The following is a 24,053-nucleotide window of genomic DNA, read 5'->3' on the forward strand; positions in this document are numbered from 1 at the left end:
TTCAGCGCCGAAGGCTGGTATCGATCTGGCTCATCCGACTGCGCAAGGTAAACACTCCATCCCCGGAGAGGATCGCCCCACGGGCAAACAAGCGCCCGTTCTCCCAGTTCGAAAGCCCCAGTTCCGGCTTGTTCAGCGCGTATTGGCCATCGACCCAACGGGTGAAACCATCGCCGACAAAGGGCGCATTGATGCTGTTGTAGAAGTAGTCATGGGCGCCACGGTCGGTGCTGATCAGCGACACGGTGAACTGCGGGCTGTAACGGTTGAACAGGGCAACTGCCTGATCCAGGTCATCGACGATTTTCAGGCTGACTTCCGGCGTCTCTTCCCACTCCCATTCGCGGCCCAGCTGGTCTTCCGGCAACGACTCGGTTTGTGCTTCTTCCTCATACCCTTCGGCACGCTGGACCTGCACCCGCGCTTGCAACCACTCGGCTGGCAGCACGCTTTCATCACCGCTGACGATATGCAGCTTGCAGCGTTGGCCGCGAGCCTCGCCAGCGGCCTTCAGCGCCTCAAGGAAAAAAGGCACCAGCTCGGCCGCGCGCTGGCGATGAATCACACAGACATTAAGCGTGTTGCAGACCTTGCGATCCAGGGAGTTGCGCACCACTTCGGCAAAGCGCTTGGCGTCCGCGTCCTGATGGGCCACCAGCCAGGCGCCGCCGGTGCCGTGCAGACTGACCACAGTGCCGGCCTGCTGGGCGATTCCGCCAAGCTGCTTTACGGCATGGCCCGAACCCCGGGCCACCGCCAGGGACAGGCGGCGGTCGGCGAACATCGCCCAGCCTGCTGCCCGATCGCTGCTTTCCACCAGGGACACCGCACCCGCCGGCAAACCGGCTTCGTGCAGCGCCGGATTGAGTGCATGTCGAACAATTGCCTGGGCCGTGCCGAGGGCATCGCTGCCGATCCGCAGCACGGCGGTATTACCCGTACGCAGAACGCCGGCAGCATCGGCAAACACATTCGGCCGACCTTCAAAGACAAATGCCACCACGCCCAGGGGCGCGACGACTTGCTCAACCTTCCAACCTTCATGTTCCACGGACTCACGGACCCGACCGCGAATCAGCGGCGCATCACGCCAAGCCCGTAGCCCGGCAATCATGTCGCGACGCATGGCCTCGCTTGCCAGCAGGCGGGTGGTGGAGCGCCCACGGGCCTTGGCTTGGGCGATATCGGCCTGGTTCGCGGCCTCGATCAGTGCCCAGGAAGCCGGTGCTTCCAGGTACTGGGCGAACAGGTCGAAGAACTGGCTGATGGCTTGGTCGGAGACCTGGGCCAGGGCCGTGAACGCGCTTTTTGCGGTGTCGATGGCCTGGGTCGCGATCTGTTGCACGGCGTGCGGAATCAGCAGCAGTTCGCCGCTGGCCTGGTCCACCAGCAGATGATCGCCCGGCTGGAAACGCTCGGCCAATTCCGGCGGCACCGGGGAAACCCGGTTACCCGCGTAGAGAATCGGCGTGCCGGCGATAAGACGATCGAGCGTGCTGGTCATGGTTGGAACACTTGTCCGTTGAAGTAGGAGGCAAAATGTATAAGAAAAACGCCGTCGGCTCACCTGCTAACGGCGTTTCTTTTGCACAACGGCCTCAGGCTTGCTGGATAAACGCCAATCGGACGGCAAAACCGATCAACAGGCCGCCGAACAGCCATTGCTGCAGGCGTTGCGCCCGTGGGCTCTTATCGAGCCATTGGCCGATCCAGGCACCGGCCAGGGCGTAACAGCTATCGAATAGCAGCCCGACCGCCACCAGGGTTACGCCGAGTCCGAGGAACTGCGCGGCCACCGGGCCGGCATGGGCATCGATGAATTGCGGCAGCAGCACCGAGCAGAACAACAACGCCTTGGGGTTCAGCAGATTGGTGAGCAACCCTTGTTGCAGGGCGGCGCGCCAGCCCAAGGTGCGTTGGGCGCCCTCGTGATCCGCGCTCAACAACGCCAGCGCCCCGGGTCGCAGCATGCGCACGCCGATCCAGAGCAGGTAGGCGGCGCCTGCCAGGCGCACGATGTCGAAGGTCCACGGCGCGGCCTTGAACAGTGCCGCCAGGCCCAGGGCCGCCAGCGCCACATGGCAGGCGCGGGCGATACCCAGGCCGAGGGCGGTGGTCAGGGCCTGGCTGCGGCCATGGCGAGCGCCGGTTTGCAGCAGCAGGATCATGTCGGGGCCGGGAAGCAGATAAACCATCGCCAGTGCGAACAGGTAGAGGAGCATCGTGCTGTTTCTCCAAGGAGGATAACCGGAGAAAATTCTATGTCGTAAGGGCAGGGCAGGTGCTTGCGTATTCAACCTGTGAAAGGCTTAGACTTGGTACTTTCTGCCACTTGAGACGAAACGAGTAGTCGGATATGCCAAAAATAAAACTCGATGCCTACGACCGTAAAATCCTCGCGGCTTTGCAACGGGACGGACGCCTGAGCAATGTCGAGCTGGCCGCCGAGATCGGCCTCTCGGCGTCACCGTGCCTGCGGCGGGTGCGCATGCTCGAGGAGGCGGGGGTGATTCGCGGCTACCAGGTGAACCTGGACCGCGATGAAGTCGGGCTGGGCTTGACGGTGTTTGTCGGGGTCAAGGTCGAGCGCCACCATGAGGCCGAAGCCGAGGCGTTTCGCCTGGCGGTCATGGCTTTGCCCCAGGTGATCTCGGCGTTCCTGGTGTCCGGCGAATCGGACTTCCTGTTGCAAGTGGTGGTGCCCGACCTGCGGGCTTATGAACGCTTCCTCAATGGCCAGCTGCTGCGCCTGCCAGGTGTACGTGATATCCGCAGCAACTTCGCGATCCAGGCGGTAAAGGCGCCCGGACCGCTGCCGTTGGATCACCTGCCCGGCTGACTCAGATCTGGGTGGCCAGGCCTTCGACGTTCATCGCTGCCTGGCGTAACGCTTCGGAACGGGTCGGATGCGGGTGGCAGGTGAGGGCGATGTCTTCCGCCGAGGCGGAAAACTCCATGGCCACGCAGTATTCGCCGATCATCTCGCTGACACTCGGGCCCACCAGATGCACGCCAAGCACTTCGTCGCTGTGTGCGTCGGCCAGGACCTTGGCGAAACCCTCGGTCTCGTGGTTGATCTTCGCCCGGCTGTTGGCGCTGAAGGGGAATTTCCCGACCTTGTAGGCGCGGCCTTCGGCCTTGAGCTGTTCTTCGGTCTTGCCGACACTGGCCAGTTCCGGCCGGGTGTAGATCACACTGGGGATCAGCGCGTAGTTGACCTCGCCGGCCTTGCCGACGATCTGCTCGATACAGGCCATGGCCTCGTCTTCGGCCTTGTGGGCGAGCATCGGGCCGCTGGTGACATCGCCGATCACCCAGACCCCCGCGGCCTCGGTGCGATGGCCCAGGTTGGTCAGCATGCCGCGCTTGTCGGTTGCAAGGCCTACGCTTTCCAGGCCTAGCCCTTGGGTGAAGGGTCGACGCCCGATGGCCACCAACACGTAATCGGCATCGATCAACTGCGCTTCGCCGCCGGCCGCCGGTTCCACGCGCAACTGTACGCCGGTCTCGGAGTGGGTGGCGCCGGTGACCTTGGAACCCAGCAGGAAACGCATGCCTTGCTTGCTCAACGAGCGTTGCAACGCCTTGCCGGCTTCCAGGTCGACGCCGGGGCAGATCCGGTCCAGGTATTCCACCACCGTGACCTGGCTGCCTAGCCGACGCCACACCGAGCCCAGTTCCAGGCCGATGACCCCGGCGCCGATCACCACCAGATGCTTGGGCACCTCCGGCAACGACAGTGCGCCGGTGGAGTCGAGGATGCGCCGGTTGTCGATATCGACGCCCGGTAGCGGGGTCGGCTCAGAGCCGGTGGCGATCACTATGTCCTTGGCCTGCAAGGTGGTTTCGCTGCCGTCGGCGGCGCTCACCAGGACCTTGCCGGGGCCGGCGATCCGCCCCCAACCTTTGACCCACTCGACCTTGTTCTTGCGAAACAGGTATTCGATACCCTGGGTCAGTCCGGTCACGCTCTGGTCTTTCTGTTTCATCATCTGTGCGAGGTTGAGGCTGGGCCTGACCTCGATCCCAAGGTTGGCGAACTCGCTGCCCAGCGCCGCCTCATAGAGTTCGGAAGCGTGGAGCAGGGCCTTGGACGGCATGCAGCCGACGTTCAGGCAGGTCCCGCCGAGGGTTGCGCGACCCTCCACACAGGCCACCTTCAAGCCCAACTGGCCGGCGCGAATGGCAGCGTTGTAGCCCCCGGGCCCAGCCCCGATGATGATGACGTCGTAACTGCTCATGACTCTGCTCCTGGGAGACATCCCGTTGAGGAAGAAGGACAAGGATGGAATATTATGATCATAATATTGTCCTTGTGCGCAACCTTGGTCAAGGCATCACGGATTGATGGGCGCTTGAAGGCACGGCGTCAGCTGGAGGTTGTTTTACTGCAGCCGGATCGAGCCGGATCTTCCAGGAAGGTGGTGTAGGGATACGCCGGGTCGGCGTGGAAATTGATCCGCCGTCCTCGGACGGTGATCAACTGCGAGTCGGCCTTTATCCAAAGTGTCTGGCCGCTTTTGAAGGTGAGTCGGTGAATCTGTTGATTGTTTTCCCGGCTGATTTCGTGACTGATCAAGTCCAGTAGATTACCCAGGCCCAAGGGCGAGCCCGATTGGTTGATGGTCAGGCAACTGGAAGTTTCCGCATTGGGGCCAGTCCCCGATGGGCGTTGAAAATAATGATATTCACTCAAGGTATGGCTCATGGCGGCTCCGTCGCTCAAGTGTGTGCGCCGAGTGTTGGGCATGTTATTAGTCGGCGGCGCGCACAAAGGGGTCAAGTGTTCAAGGGTGAGGCATATAGTTATAAGTTATCTGGCCCCGCGCCATTTGAAAGCGCGCGAGGATAAATAAGGTTTTCAGGGTATCGAGCCGTCTATTCAAGCGGTTAGGCGCGGTGCGGAACCGTTGTCAGACGCTTTTCAATACTGGAACTTATGAAGTTTTTAATGAACCAGCAGGGGCAATTTGAAGTCAGTGGATGTTAGTCATTGGCTGGACACCAATCAAGTCACGCAGATGTTGAATTTTGTTACTTGAGCCGGCAGTTAACCGGCGGTAATTTTTCTGAGTGTTTCGAACAGTCGGATATCAGATAAATCAATGTCAGTACTTTCCGCATTGTTGGGTTAATTCATATACGGGTTACAGCGTTCAGGCGATGCCTTGATTATTCATTGTCAGGGAACTTCTGTTATGTAGTAACGCGATACTTCAGCGGGCCATCCCTGACAAGAGCAGCCGGTCGATGAGGGGGAGGAGGGGGCTGAGGACGATTTTCAAAAAAATCTGCAAGGGGCTGTAACAGCCGGCATCGACCGCTCTCTAGTGCCATGTCGAGACTGAACATTCCGTTCGGACCGATACCCCTGATGCATTTTCGAGGATAAGAACCATGTCGATCAAAACCGCCGCTGCCGGTGCCGCACTCGCTCTCGCCGCCGCTACCATGTTTGCCGGTGTCGTGACCCAGGCGTCTGCTGCCGATGCCCAGGTTCACTGCTATGGCGTCAACGCCTGCAAAGGCCAGAACGACTGCAAGACCAAGGATCATGCCTGCAAAGGCATGGGTTCCTGCAAGGGCCAGGGCTTCAAGGCCATGACCAAGTCGGCCTGTGACAAAGCCGGTGGCAAAGTCGGCGAGTAAGCCGCAACCGAGTGCTCCCGCAGCGGCCGGCCTTCCATGCCGCTGCGGACACTTCAGCGAGGAGTCCAGTATGTCCGCTTCCCGTCCCTGCCTGGGTTATGGCCTGGGTTTGCGCAGTCACTATCACCAGGAAGTCCTCGAGCAGTCACCCACGGTGGACTGGTTCGAGATCGTTTCCGAGAATTACCTGGTCCAGGGTGGCAAGGCGCTGTATTACCTGGATGCCATCGCCGAGCGTTATCCGCTGGTGATGCATGGCGTGTCACTGTCCATCGGCGGCCCGCATGAACTGGATATGCACTACCTCAAACAACTCAAGCAACTGGCCGGGCGGGTCAATCCCGCGTGGATTTCCGACCATTTGTGCTGGAGCCGCGGCAACGCTCATCAGTTGCATGACCTGCTGCCGCTGCCTTACACCGAAGAAAGCCTGTACTACGTCGCGGCCCGGGTCCGCCAGGTGCAGGACGTGCTGCAACAGCCACTGGTGCTGGAGAACGTCTCCAGTTACGTGCGCGCCGCCTCCGATGAGTTTTCCGAGTGGGAGTTTCTCGAAGCCCTGAGCCGCCTGAGCGACTGCGAATTGTTACTGGACGTGAATAACGTCTATGTCAGTGGGCGCAATCACGGTTTTGATCCCTGGACCTTCATCCAGGGCCTGCCCGCGCGCAAGATCCGGCAATTGCATCTGGCCGGGCATGCCGATTATGGCGACTACGTGATCGACACCCATGATCATCCGGTCTGCGATCCGGTCTGGGAGCTCTATCAGCGGACCCTCGAACACCTGGGCCCGGTGGCGACCCTGCTGGAGCGCGACGATCACTTCCCGCCGCTGGTTGAGCTGGTGGACGAACTGGACAAGGCCCGCGAGTTGGCTCGCGTTGCCCTGGCGCGGAGGTCGCTATGCGCCTGAAGGACTGGCAGCTGGCCTTTGAGCGTTACCTGCTGGGGGAGGACACCAGCGCCGAAGCAGCATTGGGCGCCAGCCTGATCGGTGGGCCGAGCCTGGATGTCGAAACCGGTCTGGCCATCTACCACAATGCCTACCGTGCGCGTTTGCAGGAAGCCCTGCGCGGCGACTTTCCCACGGTCTGGAACTGGCTGGGTGACGATGAGTTCGACGCGCTGACTGCCGCCTATCTACGTGAATGCCCCTCGTCCCATTACAGCCTGCGCTGGCTCGGCGCCGGCTTTGAGGCGTTTGTCCTGCGCCATCTGGTGCCGGAGCAGAGTGAGCCCCTGGCGGAGCTGATTCGCCTGGAGTGGGCCTTTACCCTGGCTTTCGATGCCTTGCCGGGCGAGCCCCTGACCCTGGAGGCCATGGCCACCTTGCCCGCCGAGGCCTGGCCGACGCTACGGTTGGCGCGGCTGCCCAGTGTCCAGCGGCTCGAAGGCCGGTTCAACAGCCTGGCGATGTGGCGGGCGCTGAAGGCCGAAACGGAATTCCCCGTCAGTCTCGAACTGGAACGGCCCCAGGTCTGCCTGGTCTGGCGTGCCGGCCTGGTTTGCCACTACCGCAGCCTTGAACCGGCCGAAGCCCAGGCCCTGGACGGTATGCTGCAGGCCGGTTGGAGTTTCGCCGAACTGTGCGCCGAGCTGGCGCTCAGTCTGGGAGAGGGGGCGCCCTTGCAAGCGGCCGGCTGGCTCAAGCAATGGGTGAACGACGGCCTGGTTTCCCGGGTCCGGACTCCCTGAAACCGCACTTTTCCGCCAGCAGCGCTGTCGGGCAAAACCCATAGTTCGAGTCTATTATCTCAATAGGCTGACAGTTTCCGTGAATGCGCTACCCTTAATTCAGACGTCTGAAACAAGGGGGATAACTCATGCTCGCGCAACTTCCACCGGCCTTACAGAATCTTCAGCTACCGCTTCGCCTGAGACTCTGGGATGGCCACGAAATCAATCTCGGGCCAACGCCCAGTGTCACCATCGTTGTGAAGGACCCACAACTGGTCGCGCAATTCACCCATCCCACGCTGGACCTGCTGGGCAGTGCCTTCGTCGAAGGCAAGCTGGAGCTCGAAGGACCGATCAGCGAAGTCGTGCGGGTCTGCGATGAGTTGAGCCAGGCATTGCTGGAGGATGAGGGGGATAACCCGCCGCCGCGCCTGGCCCACGACAAGGCCACCGATGCCGCTTCCATCTCCTATCATTACGACCTCTCCAATGCCTTCTACCAGCTCTGGCTGGACCGCGAGATGGTCTATTCCTGCGCCTACTTCGAAAGCGCCGACGCGACCCTCGAAGAAGCCCAGCAAGCCAAGTTTCGCCACCTGTGCCGCAAACTGCGCCTGCAGCCCGGCGAGTACCTGCTGGATGTCGGCTGCGGTTGGGGCGGGCTGGCGCGCTATGCGGCGCGGGAGTTCGGGGTCAAGGTGTTCGGTATCACCCTGAGCAAGGAACAGCTGGCGCTGGCGAAGGAGCGGGTGGCCGCCGAGGGCCTGCAGGACAAGGTCGACCTGCAACTGCTCGATTACCGTGACCTGCCCCAGGACGGTCGTTTTGACAAGGTGGTCAGCGTTGGCATGTTCGAACATGTCGGCCACGCCAACCTCAAGCAGTACTGCGAGATCCTGTTCGGCGCCGTGCGCGAAGGCGGCCTGGTGATGAACCATGGGATTACCGCCAAGCACACCGACGGACGTCCGGTGGGACGTGGTGCCGGCGACTTTATCGATCGTTATGTGTTCCCCAATGGCGAGTTGCCGCACCTGTCGATGATCACCGCTGAAATCAGCGAGGCCGGGCTGGAAGTGGTCGATGTCGAGAGCCTGCGCCTGCATTACGCGCGAACCCTGGAGCAGTGGAGCCTGCGCCTGGAAAACAACCTGGAGGCGGCGGGCCGCGAAGTGCCGGAACGGGCCCTGCGGATCTGGCGGCTGTACCTGGCCGGTTGTGCCTACGCTTTCGAAAAAGGCTGGATCAACCTGCACCAGATCCTGGCGGTGAAAGCTTTCGCCGATGGCAGCCACAACCTGCCCTGGACCCGCGACGATCTTTATCGCTGACTCCCTCGCGCAGGCACTGCCTCAGGCAGTGCCTGCGTTGAGGTTCATCTCTAGAGGATGGGCGAGATCAACCGTGCGACCCGCATGCCGAGCTGTTGCAGGCGGTGGGTTTTGCGGCTTTCGTCCTTGGCCACTTCACGGGCCAGGGCAAAGTCCTGCTCGAGCATCTGTTCGACTTTCCGGGCGAAAGCTTCGTCCACGGTCAGCAACATCACTTCGAAATTCAGCCGGAACGAGCGGTTGTCCAGGTTCGCGCTGCCGATGGCGCTGATTTCGTTGTCCACCAGCACCACCTTCTGATGCAGGAAGCCGGGACGGTAGCGGAACACCCGTACACCGGCACGCACCGCTTCGAAGGCGTACAGGCTGGAGGCGGCGTAGACGATGCGGTGGTCCGGGCGTGACGGCAGCAGCAGGCGCACATCCACGCCGCGCAGCACCGCCAGGCGCAAGGCGGCGAACACCGCTTCGTCGGGGATGAAGTAGGGGCTGGTGATCCAGACCCGTTCCCGGGCCGCATGAATGGCTTCGACGAAGAACAGTGAACAGGTTTCCACCGGGTCGGCCGGGCCGCTGGCGAGCAACTGGCAGAGTACGCCGTCGTCCGGGTAGGACTCCGGCAGGATCAGCGGTGGCAATTTGCGCGAGGCCCAGAACCAGTCTTCGGCGAATGATTCCTGCAAGCAGGCGACCACCGGGCCGCGCACCTGTACATGGGTGTCGCGCCAGGGCGACAGGGGCGGCGTGGCGCCGAGGTACTCGTCGCCGACGTTATGCCCGCCGACGAAGCCCACCAGGCCGTCGACCACCACCACCTTGCGATGATTGCGGAAGTTCACCTGGAAGCGGTTCAGCCAGCCGCTGCGGGTGGCGAACGCGCGGATCTGCACGCCGCCCTCGCGCAAGGTATCGGCGTAGGTGTGGGGCAGGGCATGGCTGCCGATCCGGTCGTATAACACATAGACCGCCACGCCTTCGGCGGCCTTTTCCAGGAGTTTTTCCTGCAGCCGTCGGCCAAGCTGGTCGTCGTGGATGATGAAAAACTGCAGCAGCACCGCTTCCCGGGCCTGGTCGATGGCCTGGAAGATCGCCTCGAAGGTGGCTTCACCGTTGATCAGCAGCTGTACCTGATTATTCGCCAGGCAGGGCATGCGCCCCAGTTTCGGCATGGCCCGCAACGAGGCATAGGCCTGGGAGCTACGGGCGGCCAGGGCCTCCTCGACCCAGGGGCGCCAGTTCAGGTCGGCGATGGCCTTGCGCATTTCCACGTTGGCCTGGCGCCGGGCCTTAATGTAGGCGTCGAAGGTACTGCGGCCGAAGACCAGATAGGGAATCAGTGTCAGGTACGGGATGAACATCAGCGACAGGGCCCAGGCAATCGCGCCTTGGGCGGTGCGCACGGTCAACACGGCGTGGATGGCGGCGATCAGACCAAGGGAATGAATCAGGGCAATCAGATAGGCGAAAAGGTGTGGGCCAAAATAATCCATGGGCGATCCTGCTCAGGCGTTATCGATCTCTAACAGACCATGTTCCACTGTTATTGTCGCTATTTAATTCTTGACGCAACCCCCGCATGATTTTGACGTCTAAGACGAACCATTCTCTAGGAGCTACTTGATGAACCTTCGTCTGCCGGGCCTGGCCCTTGTCCTTGGCTCAATGATTCCCGTTGCCCAGGCGCAGGTGCTGCAACCGGGTTTGTGGGAGCTGACCTCCAGCAATGTGCAGGTCGAGAACCAACAGCTGGATGTCGGCATGCTCATGGGCGTGCTGAAGCAGAACACCACCCCGGAGCAGCGCGCGGCGCTGGAGAAGCAGGGGATCAATCTGGGCGGCGAGGGCGTGCGGGTGTGCCTGACACCGCAACAGGTGGCCTCCGAGTCGATTCCGCTGACCGATCCGCAATCGGGTTGCCAGCAGCAGGTCACCGAGCGCAACGGGCCGGATTGGAAATTCCGTTTCAGCTGTCCGAAGGCCCAGGGTGCCGGCGTGGCGCACTTTGTCAGTGACCGCGAATTCAGCACCAAGGTCAGCGGTACCTTCAATGCCACCGGCATTCAGCAGAACGGCAGCATGGAAACCCGGGCGGTGTGGATGGGACAGGATTGCGGGCCGGTGAAACCGCGCACCTGATGAGGGGGGCGTCGATCGGGCGGTGGTACTGATTAGCGGAGAAAGTGCAGGGGCCGGCCCTGGCAGGCGTCGTGGATTCTTCCGGCATGCCAGGCCACCTGGCCGGAGACCACCGTGGTGCTGACCCAATGGCGGAAACGTCGCTCGACGAAGGGCGTCCAGCCGCATTGCGAGAGGATCGGCTCGGTGCTCACCGGTCGCGGCAGCGGCTCGCGATTCATCAGCACCAGGTCGGCCCAGTAGCCTTCGCGCAGGTAGCCGCGGTCGGGAATGGCGAACAGGTCGGCGACCCGGTGGCTGGTCTTTTCCACCAGGGTGGTCAACGGCAGCACCCGCCCGGCCACCAGCTCCATCAGTGCCGGCAACGCATGTTGGACCAGCGGCAGTCCGGAGGGCGCCTCACTGTAGGGCCGCTGTTTTTCTTCCCAAGTGTGCGGTGCGTGATCGCTGCCGATTACATCCAGGCGGTTGCCGAGCAAGGCTTCGCGCAGGGCATCGCGATCCGACTGGTGCTTGATCGCCGGATTGCATTTGATCAGGTTGCCCAGGCGCGGGTAGTCGCGGTCGTCGAACAGCAGGTGATGCAGGCACACTTCGGCGCTGATATGTTTTTCACCCAGGGGCTTGTTCTCGAACAGCGCCAGTTCCCGTTCGGTGGTCAGGTGCAGGACATGCAGGCGTGTGCCATGGCGCCGGGCCAGCTCCACCGCCATTGACGAGGAGCGATAGCAGGCCTCGGCGTTGCGGATCAATGGGTGTGCATCGGGCGGAACAGAGCCGCCGAGCAGTTCCCGCAGGTTTTCTTCCCGGGCCTTGATGGTCGGTGTGTGTTCGCAGTGCGCAAGGAGAATCGTCGGCACTTCGGCGAACAGCTGCTCCAGCACCCGCGGATCGTCCACCAGCATGTTGCCGGTGGACGCGCCCATGAACACCTTGACCCCGGCCACGCGGGTCGGATCGAGGGCGGCGACGGTGTCGAGGTTGTCGTTGCTGACACCGAAGTGAAAGCCGTAGTTGGCCACCGAGTGTCGTGCCGCCCGGCGCTGCTTGTCGGCCAGGGTGTCGAGGGTCAGGGTCGCGGGCTGGGTGTTGGGCATGTCCATGTAGCTGGTGATGCCGCCCACCACCGCCGCCCGTGACTCGGAGTGGAAACTACCCTTGGTCGGTGCGCCGGGATCGCGGAAATGCACCTGGTCGTCGATCATCCCTGGCAGCAGCCATTGACCCGCGGCGTCGATTTCCAGGTCGGCGCTGGCGTTGTGGATCTGCGTGGCTAGGGTCTCGATCCGGCCATTGATGACCCGGATATCGGCGTCGAACTCTCGGCCCTCGTTCACCACGCGGGCATTGCGGATCAGCAGGCTGCTCATGTTCAGAACTCGTTTTGCAGGGCCTTGTAGCCGCGCACCAGGTCAACGTTGGTCCGCGCCACGTCTTCGGAAAACTCCGAGGCGCTGACACTTACCGGAGGGAATTGCGCCAGGTCGGTGCTCGGGCCGATGCGGGTGGTGGAGGGCACGTAGAAGTCCGGCGGCAGGTCGCGGCCGTCCACCACCGAGTTGTGCCGGACCACGCTACCGTCACCCACCGCGCAGTTGAACAGCACGCTGTTGAAGCCGATGAACACCCGGTCGCCGACGGTGCAGGGACCGTGGACGATGGAACGGTGGGCGATTGACGTGAACTCGCCGATGGTCACCGCCGCGCCGGATTTGGAGTGGATCACCACGCCGTCCTGGATATTCGAGTTGGCGCCGATGACTATGGGGTCCATCTCGCCTTGTGCGTTGACTTCGTCGGCGCGGATCACCGCATAGGGGCCGACAAAGACGTTTTCGCCGATGACCACCTTGCCGCAGATGATCGCGGTCTTGTCCACATAGGCGGACTCGGCGATCAAGGGCAGGTCTCCGGAAGGATTCTTGCGGATCATGAAACGTTCTCCTGAGGGGCGCTGATGATGTGTACCTCGCCGTCATGAATGGCGTTGTAGAAACAGGTGGGGCGCCCGGTGTGGCAGGCCGGGCCGTGCTGCTCGACCCGCAGCAGCACGGCGTCGCCATCGCAATCCAGGCGTGCCTCGACCAGGTACTGGCGGTGTCCGGAAGTCTCGCCCTTGCGCCACAGGCGCCCGCGCGAGCGTGACCAGTAGCAGACCTGGCCGCTCTCCAGGGTTTCGCCGAGGGCCTGGCGGTTCATCCAGGCCAGCATCAGCACTTCGCCGCTATTGTGTTGCTGGGTGATCGCGGCTATCAGTCCGTCCTTGTTCCACGGCAGTGCATCGAGCACCGCCGCGAGAGGCCAGCGGCTACCGAGGGCGGCGCTCTCCAGATCGAGCATCGACAAGGGGCGCCGCAAGGTCATTTGCTCAGCGCCGCGTGCAGGGTGTTCATGTTGTATTCGAACAGGCCGGTAAAGGTGCTGGCCGGGCCTTCGGCGGCGAGGGCGTCGGAGTACAGGGTGCCGCCGATCTGCGCGCCGCTTTCGTCGGCAATCTGTTGCAGTAGGCGGGCGTCCTTGATGTTTTCCATGAACACGGCCTTGACCTTGTCCTTGCGGATCTGGGTGATCAGCGTGGCGACTTCGGCGGCGGACGGCTCGCGTTCGGTGGACAGGCCCTGTGGCGCCATGAACTGGATACCGTAGGCCTGGCCCAGGTAACCGAAGGCGTCATGGGAGGTGACGATGCGACGGTTGCCGGCCGGCAGGTTGCCGAGCTTGACCTTGGCTTCGGCCAGCAGACGGTAGATCTCCTTCAGGTAGGCCTGGCTGTTGCGGGTGTAGTCGGCCTTGTTCGCCGGATCGACCTTGATCAGCGCCTGGGTGATGTTGTTCACATAGAGTTTGGCGTTGGCCAGGTTGTGCCAGGCGTGCGGGTCGGGAATGGTTTCGCCGTCGTCGACCATGGTGTGGGAGATCACGCCCTTGCTGGCGGTGACCACGGGTGCCTTGGTCTCGGTGCTGGTCACCAGGCGGTCGAGCCAGGGTTCGAAGCCCAGGCCGTTCTTGACGATCAGCTTGGCGTTGAGCAGGGCCTTGGCGTCATCCGGCGTCGGTTCGTAGGTGTGGGCATCGGCGTCCGGGCCGACCATGCCGATCACGGCGATATGATCGCCACCGATCTGCTGGGTGATGTCCCGGAGAATACTGAAACTGGCGACTACCGGGAGTTTGTCGGCCGCCTGGACGGTGGACAGGTTCAGCGACAAGGCCAGCATGGAGCTGAACAGCACGAGTAAAGCACGCATCGGGTGACACCTCATTGGGATGGCAAGGGCGGGCGGCGCAGCAAGCCGTGCACCGGACCGAAGATCACGGACAGCAGGTAGAAGCCGCCGGCCACCAGCACAATGGCCGGGCCACTGGGCAGCGAGTAGTAGAACGACAGCAACAATCCGAAGGTGACCGAGATGCAGCCGATCAGCGCGGCGATCAGCATCAGCAGCGGCAGGTTGCGGCTCCAGAAGCGCGAGGCGATTGCTGGCAGCATCATCAGGCCGACCACCATCAGCGCGCCGATGGCCTGGAAGCCGATCACCAGGTTCAACACCACCAGGGTCAGGAACACCCCGTGGGCGAGGGGGCCGAGGCGGCTGACGGTTTGCAGGAACAGCGGGTCGAGGGTGTCCAGCAGCAGCGGGCGATAGATCAGCGCCATCAACCCCAGGCTGATGCCGCAGACCCAGAGCATGCCGGTCAGGGTCGGGCCGTCCACCGCCAGGGCCGAGCCGAACAGCAGGTGCAGCAGGTCCAGGCGCTTGCCGGCGATACCGAGGATCAGCACGCCGCTGGCCAGGGAGATCGGGTAGATCGCCGCCAGGCTGGCGTCTTCGCGCAGGCCGGTGCGGCGGGTGATCCAGGCCGAGAGCCCGGCCATACCCATGCCAGCACCGAGGCCGCCGAGGGTCAGGGCCGGCAGGCTCAGGCCGGCGATCCAGAAGCCCAGGGCGGCGCCCGGCAATATGCCGTGGGCCACCGCGTCACCGATCAGGCTCATGCGCCGCAGGATCAGGAACACCCCGAGTGGCGCGGTGCTACAGGCCAGGACCAGGCCGCCGATCAATGCCCGGCGCATAAAGACGAAATCCTGGAACGGTTGCCACAGGTGGCTGGTGAACATCAACATCAGGCCACCTGCGTAATGGTTTGTTGCACGATCAGCTCTTTGCTGGGCGCCAGGACGCAGCCGCTGTTCTTGATCCGCAAGGCGCTGGGAATGTGTTCGCGCACGGCGGCGAGGTCATGGCAGACCACCAGCAGGGTGCGACCCGCGGCGTGCCAGGTGTGGATGTGTTTCCACAGCAGGGCCTGGCCATCCTCGTCGAGGGCGGCATGAGGCTCGTCGAGCAGCAGGATCGGTGCTTCGGCCAGGCTCATTCGCGCCAGCAAGGCGCGCTGCAACTCACCACCGGACAAGGCCATCAACGGGCGCTGTTCGAGGCCGGCCAGGCACCAGTCTTCCAGCACGGCTTGCAGGCGTTCGCTGCGTTGCTGCGGGGTTTGCTTGACGCCCCAGAATCCTGCGGCCACCAACTCTTGCAGGCTGATGGGGAACTGGCGGTCCAGATGCTGTTGCTGCGGCAGGAACGACAGGCTGCCGCGCCGTGGAACATCCAGGATGACTTTACCGGACATCGGTTTTTGCAGCCCGGCGATGACCTTCAACAAGCTGCTCTTGCCGGTGCCGTTGGCCCCGATCACGGCGGTCAGGCTGCCGGCGGGGAGTTCGAAATCCACGGCGGGAGTCAGGGGCTGGCCCGGGGCGCCCCAGCGCAGGCCTTGGCAACGGATCATGCCGGCCTCCAGTTCCAACGGCTCTCGGCCACCGCGTCATGGGCGTGCAGGCTTTCGGCGTGGACCACCCGCAAGTGGAATGCGCTGACCGCGTTGGAACGTTTGAGCGCCAGGTTGAGACGGCGTGCGGCGTCTTCGCAGAACATCAGGTTCTGGCCATTGGCGAGGGCGAAGGCCTGTTCGTCCGCGCGTTTCACTGCGGTCTGCACGGCGGTGCCGAGGGCAGCCTCGGCTTCGTTGATCAAGGCCTCGAAGGGAAAGTGACACGTTTTTTCATCCAGGCGAATCTGCAATTGTGCAATGCTGCGCTGGCTGTGAGGTGTGGCGACGACGCCTTGCGGACCGCCAAGCCAGTTGAGGATGTCACTCCGGTCCAGGGGCTTGTCGGCGAAATCGGTGATGAATTGCTGTTGGATCAACTGCCGGGCGAGGGCTGCCGAGCACGGACAGGTTGAGGAGTAGACCACGTCGATTTTTAGTTCCACGTGGAACACTCCGTTTTTCAGTTCGGCTAAAACACTGACCGGGTAGGTTTTCCAACCGGCCAGCGGACTGACCAACGCCGGGCGTTTGAGCAGCAGATCGCTATGGATGCGTAGGTAGGCGTTGCGGGAAAGTCCGTCGTGGCTGTCGAGAAATTGCTGCAATACTCCTCGTATCAGCGTGGGTGTCAGGTCGTCCTGCTCCAGTCGTTCCAGGGCCAGGTACAGACGTGACATATGAATACCCCGCGCTTCGCCATCGTCGAGGCTGACGCCAGCATCGGCTTTGGCACCGAGACGGTGGCCGTCAATCGAGACTGGCAGGGCAATGCCGCACATGCCCACCCACTCGAGGGGCAAGGCTTGCCGGGATGACTGCGCGGCGATATCCGGCAGCGTCAACGCATTCATGAGCAGGTCCATCGTCGAGGGTAAAATGACATGTTATATTATAACTAATCAGTCGACGATGCCTTTTTTGCTGGGGCTTTACACAGCGACAACGAGTACGGACGCTCCCTTATCTGCGGTACCTGTTATGCATAGACGTCAGTTGCTCAACTTTTTATTGGCTGGTTCGGTCGTGCTGCCGTTCGGCTTGTCGGCGGCGCAGATCCGGAATGCGCGGCTGTGGCGCGATGGCAACAAGCTGCGGCTGGTGCTGGACCTCAGTGGTCCGATTCAATACAAGACCTTTTCCCTGACTGCGCCCGAGCGGCTGATCATCGACCTGAGCGGTGCCAAGCTCACCGGGGATTTCCGCCAGTTGGCGCTGGGCAACACGGTGATCCGCTCGATCCGTTCCGGACATTTTGGCCAGGGCGATACGCGCATCGTCCTCGACCTGGCCGGCCCGGTTCAGCTCAACAGCTTCCTGTTGCCGCCCGAGGGCGCGCAGGGGCATCGCCTGGTGCTCGACCTGACCAGCAAAGGCAGCGCCACCATGACGCCTTCGGCCCTGGCGGCGGCACCGGCGGTCGTCGCGCCGCCGCCTGTGCGGCATGAAGAGGTGAGCGGTAAAGCCCATCGCAAGCGCGACATCATGGTGGTGGTCGACCCTGGCCATGGCGGCAAGGACCCGGGGGCGCTGGGTTCGAAGGGCGAACGCGAAAAAGACGTGGTGCTGTCCATTGGCCGACTGTTGGCCAAGCGCCTGAAGCGTGAGAAGGGCTTCGATGTACGCCTGGTGCGCAACGACGACTTCTTCGTGCCCCTGCGCAAGCGGGTGGAGTTCTCCCGCAAGAACAACGCCGACATGTTTATCTCGGTGCATGCCGATGCCGCGCCGCGTATTACCGCTTCGGGGGCGTCGGTGTTCGCCCTGTCGGAAGGTGGCGCGACGTCGACCACGGCGCGGTTCATGGCCCAGCGCGAAAACGGTGCCGACCTGCTGGGGGCGCAGAGCCTGCTCAACCTCAAGGACAAGGACCCGATGTTGGCCGGGGTGATTCTCGATATGTCGATGAACGCCACCATCGCCTCCAGCCTGCAACTGGGGCATAGCGTGCTGGGCAGCCTGGAAGGCATCACCACCTTGCATCAGAAGCGCGTGGAACAGGCGGGGTTCGCGGTGCTGAAGTCGCCGGATGTGCCGTCGATCCTGGTAGAGACAGGCTTTATCTCCAATGCCCGCGATAGCCAGCGGCTGGTCACGGCGCGGCACCAGCAGGCGGTTGCCGATGGGTTGTTCGAGGGTTTGAAGCGTTACTTCGAGAAGAACCCGCCGGCGGACAGCTATATCGCTTGGCAGCAACAGCAGGTGCAGGAAGGGCAGGTTTAAGGGGGCGGCAGGATTCCCCCTTGTGGCGTTCCGACAAACCCGCTCGCCAGAAAACCGCGTTCGGCTTAACTATTGCCCCTCACCACAGGGGCTTAGCACCCCACCATCCGGTCGCAGACAAACTTCTTGCTCAACCCGCCTGAACTGGAAAAACGGTTCTGGGTGGTCCAGCCCACCCGTCGGCTGTAACCGACCCAGGCTTCACCATCCGAAGCTATCCCGGTGAAAAACGTCAACTGCCCATAGCGACTGCTGGTCTGCGCCCAGTAGCGCTTGCCGATCACTTCAAACCCCTGCAGGTAAATCGTCTTGCCCTCGGTGGCGACGCCATAGGCGTTGCCCAGCGCATCTTTGCACGCCAGCAGGTTGGCGCTGCGGGTACAGCTCGTCTGGGACGTGGCCGGCACTTGGGCCTGGGCGTTCGCCGCCACCAGCAACAGGATCGGCAGCAGATAGTTCAGGGCAGTACGCATCGGCATTCTCGGCAACGGGATCAACGCCAGCATTGCGCCCTTCGTCGTGGCGAGCAAGCGGGGATTGGATTATTTGTACTGTTATAATATAACATTAAATAAATCGCGGACCCGATGTGCATCGAAGCCAAAGAACCTGAAGAGCTGCGCGAACGCCATAAACGGGCGCTTTGACCCGGCCGACCTGATGAGGAAAACCCCATGACCCAACGTCTACCCGTGACCGTGCTGTCCGGCTTTCTCGGTGCCGGTAAAAGTACCCTGCTCAATTACGTGCTGCGTAATCGCGAAAACCTGCGGGTGGCCGTGATCGTCAACGACATGAGCGAAATCAATATCGACGGTAGCGAAGTCCAGCGCGACGTCAGCCTCAACCGCGCCGAGGAAAAGCTCGTCGAGATGAGCAATGGCTGCATCTGCTGCACCTTGCGCGAAGACTTGCTGGAGGAAGTCGGAAAGCTGGCCCGTGACGGTCGTTTCGATTACCTGCTGATCGAATCCACCGGCATCTCCGAGCCGCTGCCGGTGGCCGAGACCTTTACCTTCCGCGATGAAAGCGGCCAGAGCCTGGCGGATGTCGCCCGGCTCGATACCATGGTCACGGTGGTCGATGGCATGAACTTCCTGCTCGACTACCAAGCGGCCGAAAGCCTCGCCTCCCGTGGCGAAACCCTGGGCGAGGAGGATGAGCGCTCGATCACCGACCTGCTGATCGAGCAGATCGAGTTTGCCGATGTGATCCTGATCAGCAAGATCGACCTGATCAGCAGCAGCGAACGCCTGGAGTTGATGGCGATTCTGCAGCGCCTGAACTCCCAGGCGGAAATCATTCCCATGGTGATGGGCGAGATCCCCCTGGCGAAGATCCTCAACACCGGTCGTTTCGACTTCGAGCGCGCGGCCCAGGCGCCGGGCTGGTTGCAGGAGCTACGCGGCGAGCACGTGCCGGAAACCGAGGAATACGGGATCGCCTCGACGGCGTACCGGGCACGGCGGCCGTTTCATCCCGAGCGTTTTTTCGATTTCATCAACCGGCCCTGGGTGAACGGCAAGCTGCTGCGTTCCAAGGGCTTCTTCTGGCTGGCGAGCAAGTACCAGGAGGCCGGCAGTTGGTCCCAGGCCGGAGGCTTGATGCGCCATGGTTTCGCCGGACGCTGGTGGCGTTTTGTGCCGAAACCGCAGTGGCCGCAGGATCAGGAAAGCGTCACGGCGATCATGCAGCACTGGACGCCGGAAACCGGCGATTGCCGCCAGGAACTGGTGTTTATCGGGCAGAACATCGACTTCGCGCAGCTGGCCGCGCGATTGGATAGCTGCCTGTTGAGCGATGAGGAAATGGCCCTGGGGGTCGAGGGTTGGAGCGCGTTGCCCGACCCGTTCGGTGCCTGGCATGAAGAGGAGGCCGCCTGATGCTGGCGCCACGCTGGAAGGCTTTGCCGACGATTCGACAGGTGCAGGGCGAAGCGCCGACGGTGCTGGGCGAGATTCTCGACGAGGGCGTCAACCTGGCGGTCTGGCAGCGTCGGTTGCCGGGGCATATTGCCGATTTCGCGACCTTGTTGTTGTCATTGGACGAGCCATTGGCCGAATCCCTGAGCCTGGAGATGGCGGATGACGAGGCGCTGCCGAATCTGCACGGCCTGGCCTCGGGTTTTGGTGACCTGGAGGGTTATGAAGGTTTTCTGAGCGACCTGTCCTGGTTGGTCAGTGCCTATGCCTGCCTGCTCGGTGCGCGGCGGATCGGCTTGCGTTTGCGGGTGCTGGACAAGGCCATGTGCCCGCGTTTTCACGTTGATCATGTGCCGGTGCGCTTGATCAGCACCTACGCGGGAGTGGGTAGCCAGTGGCTGGCGGAAGGGGCGATCGATCGTCGGCTGTTGGGCAATGCGGCGGCGGAGCCGGATGAGCCTGAGTTGATCCAGCAGGTGGACAGCGGTGCGGTGGCGCTGCTCAAGGGTGAGCGTTGGCATGGAAACGAAGGCTTTGGCCTGGTGCACCGTTCGCCGCCGCTGTCTGAGGGCGAACGGCGGTTGATCCTGACCCTGGATTGGCTGGCCTGATCCGGTACTCTCTGAAGTGTGGGAGCATTGGGACCAGTGATAGCCGTGGTTATGGGGTTTGCCACTGTCCGCCGCTTTGACTTTCACAAAACGGCTTGAGATACGCCGCGTCCGTCGCCACGCCGTAATAGTGGATACTCTGCCGATAAGGCATATTGGCCACTTGCGCGTTGCCGCACACGCCGAACGAACCGCCCGGGCACTGCTCGACGTACTCGACCTCGACTTTCTGCCCCGGCAGGTTCGGCTGGCAGAAGCCGTCGCTGAACAGCTTGGCCGGGATATTGATGTTTTCCTGGCAGACTTTGACGTCCAGCCGCTGCCCATGGCTATGCACCATGCAGGCCTGTGCCAGCACCTGGCCAGAGCCGAACAGCAACGCCAGGCAGATCAGGCGCATCATGCTTTCATCTCTTTCAGATCATCGGCCCTCTATGTTGCAGAACATTCCCACCCATGTCATCGCCGGCCCACTGGGCGCGGGCAAGACCACTCTGATTCGGCAACTGCTGGCGCAAAAGCCCGAGGGCGAGCGTTGGGCGGTGCTGATCAACGAATTCGGCCAGATCGGCCTGGACGCCGCGCTGCTGACCTTGGGCGACGATGGTATCGCACTGGGGGAAGTGGCCGGCGGTTGTGTCTGTTGCGTCAACGGCGCGCCGTTCCAGGTCGGGTTGACGCGACTGTTGCGCAAGGCGCGGCCGGATCGGTTGCTGATCGAGCCCTCCGGGCTGGGGCATCCGGTGCAGATTCTCAAGCAACTGGCCGAGCCGCCCTGGTTGGGAGTCCTGGCGTTGCAGCCTTGCGTGCTGGTGCTGGATGCCCAGGCCCTGGCGGCGGGCAAGCCGTTGCCGGATTCGCAGCAGGAAGCGCTTGGGTTGGCGGGGCTGCGGCTGTTGAACAAGTCTGAAGGGTTGGACGAGGTTGAACGGCAACGGGTGCTGGCCCGGCTGCCTGCAGGGCCCGTGCGCTGGACGGAGCAGGGGGTGTTGCCGTTGGCTGAGTTGCTCGCCCTGGATAATGCTCATCGCGAGCAGGCTCACACCTATAGTGATATCGCGCCCTCCGCAGGCACGCCGGTCAATGCCCCATTGCCCGCGATCTGGACCGATCCGGCGCAACCGATCTGCCTGGACCACGCCCAGGACGGCAACTGGAGCATCGGCTGGCGCTGGCACCCGAGCCAGCGCTTCGATACGGAAAAACTCCAGCGCTGGTTGTCCGGGCTGGATTGGTTGCGGGCCAAATTGGTTATCCACAGCCCGGGCGGCTGGGTTTCCGCCAATGCTGTGGATAACTCGGTGGTGCGGTGGCAGCCCAGCGAATGGCGGCGGGATTCGCGTATTGAGCTGATCTTCGGGGAAAAGCAGGAAATCGAGTGGCTAAAGGCGGGAGTTGCGCAGTGTCGTTTGTCGGGATGACAACGGTGAATGTGACATTGCCACCGCTGGCAAGCCGGCTCCCATAAGGTTTCGGGCCTGATGATATATTGCGGTGAAACCGTATTTTGTGGGGGCCGGCTTGCCGGCGATGGCGGCAATCAATCTTGCCGTGCAATCAAGGGCAAACCAATGCCGACAAGGTCACCAGGGCGTTTTCAGCGCCGCGAATTGGTGTGGTCCTTGCCATGATCCTGGCGCCATTGGCTCAATTCGATCACTTCGGCGCTATGCACGGGCGGCTTGGCTTCGAACGGGTAGGGTGCCAGCTCGATATGGGCGCTGTGGGCGCCGAACTGGGTGATGGTCCCGGCGTGGCGCTGCTCGCCGGTGACGGTGAACTCGAAGTTGTAGATCCGCGCCAGGCGGCGCCGGCCGTGGGCGTCGCGGACAAAACCGATGCGTTTGAGGGCGACGTTGCCATCCAGCAACTCGATGTCGAGCTTGGCGCAGTGCTGCTTGACCCGCTCCAGCGCTCGCTCGCGTAGGCCATGGTTGTGCCAGAGCCAGGCAGCACCGGTCGCCAGCAACATCAGCACGAACATATTTCCGAGGGTCAGCATGAACGCCACTCCAACAAAGTCAGCTCAGCTTAACTGGCTCCCCGGTCTGTCGTACAGGCTCCGTTTAGTCGCATACTCAGCGGCTTGAATCCACTGGCCTTTCTGGAATACGGAATGAAACGCACTCCCCATCTGCTCGCCATTCAATCCCACGTGGTTTTCGGCCATGCCGGCAACAGTGCGGCGGTTTTCCCCATGCAGCGCGTCGGGGTCAATGTCTGGCCGCTGAACACCGTGCAGTTCTCCAACCACACCCAATACGGGCAGTGGGCGGGCGAAGTGCTGGCGCCGCAGCGGATTCCCGAACTGGTCGAGGGGATCGCCGCCATCGGTGAACTGGGCAACTGCGATGCGGTGTTGTCCGGCTACCTCGGCAGCGCGGCCCAGGGCCGGGCGATCCTAGGCGGTGTGGCACGGATCAAGGCGATCAACCCCAATGCCCTGTACCTCTGCGACCCGGTGATGGGCCACCCGGAGAAAGGTTGCAGCGTGCCGACCGAGGTCAGTGATTTCCTGCTGGAAGAAGCGGCGGTCATGGCTGACTTTCTCTGCCCCAACCAGCTTGAGCTCGACAGTTTCTGCGGACGCTCGCCGCAATCCCTGTTCGATTGCCTGGCCATGGCCCGCAGCCTGCTGGCGCGGGGACCGAAGGCGGTGCTGGTCAAGCACCTGGCTTATCCGGGCAAGTCGGCGGAGAGTTTCGAGATGCTCCTGGTGACCGCCGAGGGCAGTTGGCACCTGCGGCGACCCTTGCTGGCCTTCCCGAAGCAGCCGGTGGGCGTCGGCGACCTGACCTCGGGGCTGTTCCTGGCGCGGGTGCTGCTGGGCGACAGCCTGGTGGCGGCGTTCGAGTTTGCTGCCTCGGCGGTGCATGAGGTGCTGCTGGAAACCCAGGCCTGCGCCAGCTACGAGCTGGAACTGGTGCGGGCCCAGGACCGCATCGCGCATCCGCGGGTACGGTTCGAGGCGGAGTCGATCAGCCTCTGATCGGCCGAGCGGTCAGTGCGCTCCCACACTCAAGTACCGTTCCCGGAGTGAGCGTGCTCAGTCCGGGCTGGCTCTACGGGTCCTGGGTTTCTCTTCGATCAAGGACCGTCGGCCTTGATTTCCTGGTAACGCTTCTCCAGCTCCTGGCGAATCTGCCGGCGCTGCTGTGCCTGCACATAGCGACGCTTGTCCTCGCTGCTATGTGGCTGCAACGGCGGCACGGCGGCCGGTTTGCGCTGGTCGTCGACCGCGACCATGGTGAAGAAGCAGCTATTGGTGTGGCGTACCGAACGCTCGCGAATATTCTCCGTCACCACCTTGATGCCCACTTCCATGGAGGTGTTGCCGGTGTAGTTGACCGAGGCCAGGAAGGTCACCAGTTCGCCGACATGGATCGGCTCGCGGAAAATCACCTGGTCCACCGACAGGGTCACCACATAGCGGCCGGCATAACGGCTGGCGCAGGCGTAGGCCACTTCATCCAGGTACTTGAGCAGGGTGCCGCCGTGGACATTGCCAGAAAAGTTGGCCATGTCCGGGGTCATCAAAACAGTCATCGACAGCTGGGCATTTCCGGGTTCCATAGCACGCTCGCGGTTGGGTAGGCAGGGATTGGCTCAGGCGCCTCTACGGGCGCTTCCTTCATTTTCACAGACACTCGATAACGGGACGCCGTCGA

27 protein-coding genes are annotated in these 24,053 nt (G+C 62.6%); 11 read left to right on the forward strand and 16 right to left on the reverse strand.

Annotated features, from left to right (window positions below):
- Position 1: 1 nt before the first annotated feature.
- Together M5B96_RS21560 and M5B96_RS21565 are read right to left on the reverse strand one after the other, a co-directional pair.
- The gene (locus M5B96_RS21560) at positions 2-1,504 is read right to left on the reverse strand and encodes an aldehyde dehydrogenase family protein (protein WP_248799047.1); all 1,503 of its coding nucleotides are present in this window, start codon (positions 1,502-1,504) and stop codon (positions 2-4) included.
- A 94-nt stretch (positions 1,505-1,598) separates the two neighbouring features.
- Positions 1,599-2,222 carry a LysE family translocator gene (locus M5B96_RS21565; protein ID WP_248799048.1) on the reverse strand — a complete coding sequence of 208 codons (624 nt, stop codon included), beginning with the start codon at positions 2,220-2,222 and terminating at the stop codon, positions 1,599-1,601.
- Positions 2,223-2,365: 143 nt separating this feature from the next.
- On the opposite strand from M5B96_RS21565, the gene M5B96_RS21570 reads away from it, so the two are divergent.
- Positions 2,366-2,839: an Lrp/AsnC family transcriptional regulator gene (locus M5B96_RS21570; RefSeq protein WP_248799178.1), complete on the forward strand. Its 474-nt coding sequence runs from the start codon at positions 2,366-2,368 to the stop codon at positions 2,837-2,839.
- Position 2,840: 1 nt separating this feature from the next.
- On the opposite strand, the gene lpdA is transcribed toward M5B96_RS21570, so the two are convergent.
- Positions 2,841-4,241 carry a dihydrolipoyl dehydrogenase gene (gene lpdA, locus M5B96_RS21575; RefSeq protein WP_248799049.1) on the reverse strand — a complete coding sequence of 467 codons (1,401 nt, stop codon included), beginning with the start codon at positions 4,239-4,241 and terminating at the stop codon, positions 2,841-2,843.
- A gap of 128 nt (positions 4,242-4,369) precedes the next feature.
- Positions 4,370-4,708 carry a hypothetical protein gene (locus tag M5B96_RS21580; protein ID WP_248799050.1) on the reverse strand — a complete coding sequence of 113 codons (339 nt, stop codon included), beginning with the start codon at positions 4,706-4,708 and terminating at the stop codon, positions 4,370-4,372.
- A gap of 689 nt (positions 4,709-5,397) precedes the next feature.
- Between M5B96_RS21580 and M5B96_RS21585 the strand changes: the two genes are divergently transcribed.
- The 4 genes from M5B96_RS21585 to cfaB all read left to right on the forward strand — a co-directional run bounded on the left by M5B96_RS21585 (position 5,398) and on the right by cfaB (position 8,660).
- On the forward strand, positions 5,398-5,649 hold the full coding sequence (locus M5B96_RS21585) for a hypothetical protein (RefSeq protein WP_177142990.1): 252 nt from the start codon (positions 5,398-5,400) through the stop codon (positions 5,647-5,649).
- A 70-nt stretch (positions 5,650-5,719) separates the two neighbouring features.
- Positions 5,720-6,565 carry a DUF692 domain-containing protein gene (locus M5B96_RS21590; protein ID WP_248799051.1) on the forward strand — a complete coding sequence of 282 codons (846 nt, stop codon included), beginning with the start codon at positions 5,720-5,722 and terminating at the stop codon, positions 6,563-6,565.
- Positions 6,556-7,347: a DNA-binding domain-containing protein gene (locus tag M5B96_RS21595; protein WP_248799052.1), complete on the forward strand. Its 792-nt coding sequence runs from the start codon at positions 6,556-6,558 to the stop codon at positions 7,345-7,347. The genes M5B96_RS21590 and M5B96_RS21595 overlap by 10 nt, the downstream gene beginning before the upstream one ends.
- A gap of 128 nt (positions 7,348-7,475) precedes the next feature.
- Positions 7,476-8,660, forward strand: a complete 1,185-nt coding sequence (cfaB, locus tag M5B96_RS21600; RefSeq protein WP_248799053.1) for a C17 cyclopropane fatty acid synthase CfaB — start codon at positions 7,476-7,478, stop codon at positions 8,658-8,660.
- 50 nt (positions 8,661-8,710) lie between these two features.
- On the opposite strand, the gene cls is transcribed toward cfaB, so the two are convergent.
- Complete coding sequence (gene cls / locus M5B96_RS21605; protein WP_248799054.1) at positions 8,711-10,150, reverse strand: cardiolipin synthase; 1,440 nt, start codon at positions 10,148-10,150, stop codon at positions 8,711-8,713.
- 130 nt (positions 10,151-10,280) lie between these two features.
- Between cls and M5B96_RS21610 the strand changes: the two genes are divergently transcribed.
- A complete protein-coding gene (locus tag M5B96_RS21610) occupies positions 10,281-10,796 on the forward strand; it encodes a DUF3617 domain-containing protein (RefSeq protein WP_248799055.1) in 516 nt (171 codons plus the stop codon).
- 32 nt (positions 10,797-10,828) lie between these two features.
- Here M5B96_RS21610 and M5B96_RS21615 read toward each other — a convergent pair whose 3' ends face one another.
- Genes M5B96_RS21615 through folE2 form a run of 7 tightly spaced genes read right to left on the reverse strand, consistent with a single transcriptional unit; the run spans position 10,829 to position 16,483 of the window.
- Positions 10,829-12,166, reverse strand: coding sequence for a dihydroorotase (locus tag M5B96_RS21615; RefSeq protein WP_248799056.1), 1,338 nt, complete (start codon positions 12,164-12,166; stop codon positions 10,829-10,831).
- Positions 12,167-12,168: 2 nt separating this feature from the next.
- Positions 12,169-12,729: a carbonate dehydratase gene (locus M5B96_RS21620; RefSeq protein ID WP_248799057.1), complete on the reverse strand. Its 561-nt coding sequence runs from the start codon at positions 12,727-12,729 to the stop codon at positions 12,169-12,171.
- Positions 12,726-13,160: a phosphoribosyl-AMP cyclohydrolase gene (hisI, locus tag M5B96_RS21625; protein WP_248799058.1), complete on the reverse strand. Its 435-nt coding sequence runs from the start codon at positions 13,158-13,160 to the stop codon at positions 12,726-12,728. Before hisI ends, M5B96_RS21620 begins: the two co-directional genes overlap by 4 nt.
- On the reverse strand, positions 13,157-14,044 hold the full coding sequence (locus M5B96_RS21630) for a metal ABC transporter substrate-binding protein (protein ID WP_248799059.1): 888 nt from the start codon (positions 14,042-14,044) through the stop codon (positions 13,157-13,159). The genes hisI and M5B96_RS21630 overlap by 4 nt, the downstream gene beginning before the upstream one ends.
- Positions 14,045-14,055: 11 nt before the next feature.
- Positions 14,056-14,922, reverse strand: coding sequence for a metal ABC transporter permease (locus tag M5B96_RS21635; RefSeq protein WP_412548639.1), 867 nt, complete (start codon positions 14,920-14,922; stop codon positions 14,056-14,058).
- Entirely contained in the window at positions 14,922-15,590 is a 669-nt protein-coding gene (locus M5B96_RS21640; RefSeq protein WP_248799060.1) for a metal ABC transporter ATP-binding protein, read from the reverse strand. Before M5B96_RS21640 ends, M5B96_RS21635 begins: the two co-directional genes overlap by 1 nt.
- Positions 15,587-16,483, reverse strand: coding sequence for a GTP cyclohydrolase FolE2 (folE2, locus tag M5B96_RS21645; RefSeq protein WP_248799061.1), 897 nt, complete (start codon positions 16,481-16,483; stop codon positions 15,587-15,589). The genes M5B96_RS21640 and folE2 overlap by 4 nt, the downstream gene beginning before the upstream one ends.
- A 127-nt stretch (positions 16,484-16,610) precedes the next feature.
- Here folE2 and M5B96_RS21650 point away from each other — a divergent pair, with 127 nt between their 5' ends.
- Positions 16,611-17,852: an N-acetylmuramoyl-L-alanine amidase gene (locus M5B96_RS21650; protein WP_248799062.1), complete on the forward strand. Its 1,242-nt coding sequence runs from the start codon at positions 16,611-16,613 to the stop codon at positions 17,850-17,852.
- A 92-nt stretch (positions 17,853-17,944) separates the two neighbouring features.
- On the opposite strand, the gene M5B96_RS21655 is transcribed toward M5B96_RS21650, so the two are convergent.
- On the reverse strand, positions 17,945-18,325 hold the full coding sequence (locus M5B96_RS21655; protein WP_248799180.1) for a glutamine synthetase: 381 nt from the start codon (positions 18,323-18,325) through the stop codon (positions 17,945-17,947).
- A gap of 201 nt (positions 18,326-18,526) precedes the next feature.
- Here M5B96_RS21655 and zigA point away from each other — a divergent pair, with 201 nt between their 5' ends.
- Both zigA and M5B96_RS21665 read left to right on the forward strand, forming a co-directional pair.
- Positions 18,527-19,735, forward strand: a complete 1,209-nt coding sequence (gene zigA / locus M5B96_RS21660; protein WP_248799063.1) for a zinc metallochaperone GTPase ZigA — start codon at positions 18,527-18,529, stop codon at positions 19,733-19,735.
- Positions 19,735-20,385 (forward strand): DUF1826 domain-containing protein, encoded by a 651-nt coding sequence (locus M5B96_RS21665; protein ID WP_248799064.1) that lies wholly within the window; start codon positions 19,735-19,737, stop codon positions 20,383-20,385. Before zigA ends, M5B96_RS21665 begins: the two co-directional genes overlap by 1 nt.
- A gap of 49 nt (positions 20,386-20,434) precedes the next feature.
- Here M5B96_RS21665 and M5B96_RS21670 read toward each other — a convergent pair whose 3' ends face one another.
- Positions 20,435-20,785, reverse strand: a complete 351-nt coding sequence (locus M5B96_RS21670; RefSeq protein WP_248799181.1) for an NADH:ubiquinone oxidoreductase — start codon at positions 20,783-20,785, stop codon at positions 20,435-20,437.
- Between the two features lie 34 nt (positions 20,786-20,819).
- Here M5B96_RS21670 and M5B96_RS21675 point away from each other — a divergent pair, with 34 nt between their 5' ends.
- Positions 20,820-21,806 carry a CobW family GTP-binding protein gene (locus M5B96_RS21675; RefSeq protein WP_248799182.1) on the forward strand — a complete coding sequence of 329 codons (987 nt, stop codon included), beginning with the start codon at positions 20,820-20,822 and terminating at the stop codon, positions 21,804-21,806.
- Between the two features lie 176 nt (positions 21,807-21,982).
- Here the strand turns inward: M5B96_RS21675 and M5B96_RS21680 are convergent, their stop codons facing one another.
- Positions 21,983-22,387, reverse strand: coding sequence for a DUF3301 domain-containing protein (locus tag M5B96_RS21680; protein ID WP_248799065.1), 405 nt, complete (start codon positions 22,385-22,387; stop codon positions 21,983-21,985).
- A 114-nt stretch (positions 22,388-22,501) separates the two neighbouring features.
- Here M5B96_RS21680 and pdxY point away from each other — a divergent pair, with 114 nt between their 5' ends.
- Positions 22,502-23,374, forward strand: a complete 873-nt coding sequence (gene pdxY / locus M5B96_RS21685) for a pyridoxal kinase PdxY (protein ID WP_248799066.1) — start codon at positions 22,502-22,504, stop codon at positions 23,372-23,374.
- 98 nt (positions 23,375-23,472) lie between these two features.
- Here the strand turns inward: pdxY and M5B96_RS21690 are convergent, their stop codons facing one another.
- On the reverse strand, positions 23,473-23,958 hold the full coding sequence (locus M5B96_RS21690) for an acyl-CoA thioesterase (RefSeq protein WP_248799067.1): 486 nt from the start codon (positions 23,956-23,958) through the stop codon (positions 23,473-23,475).
- Between the last annotated feature and the right edge of the window lie 95 nt (positions 23,959-24,053).

Origin of the sequence: Pseudomonas sp. MWU13-2105, from assembly GCF_023242315.1 — a bacterium.
GTDB lineage: Bacteria > Pseudomonadota > Gammaproteobacteria > Pseudomonadales > Pseudomonadaceae > Aquipseudomonas.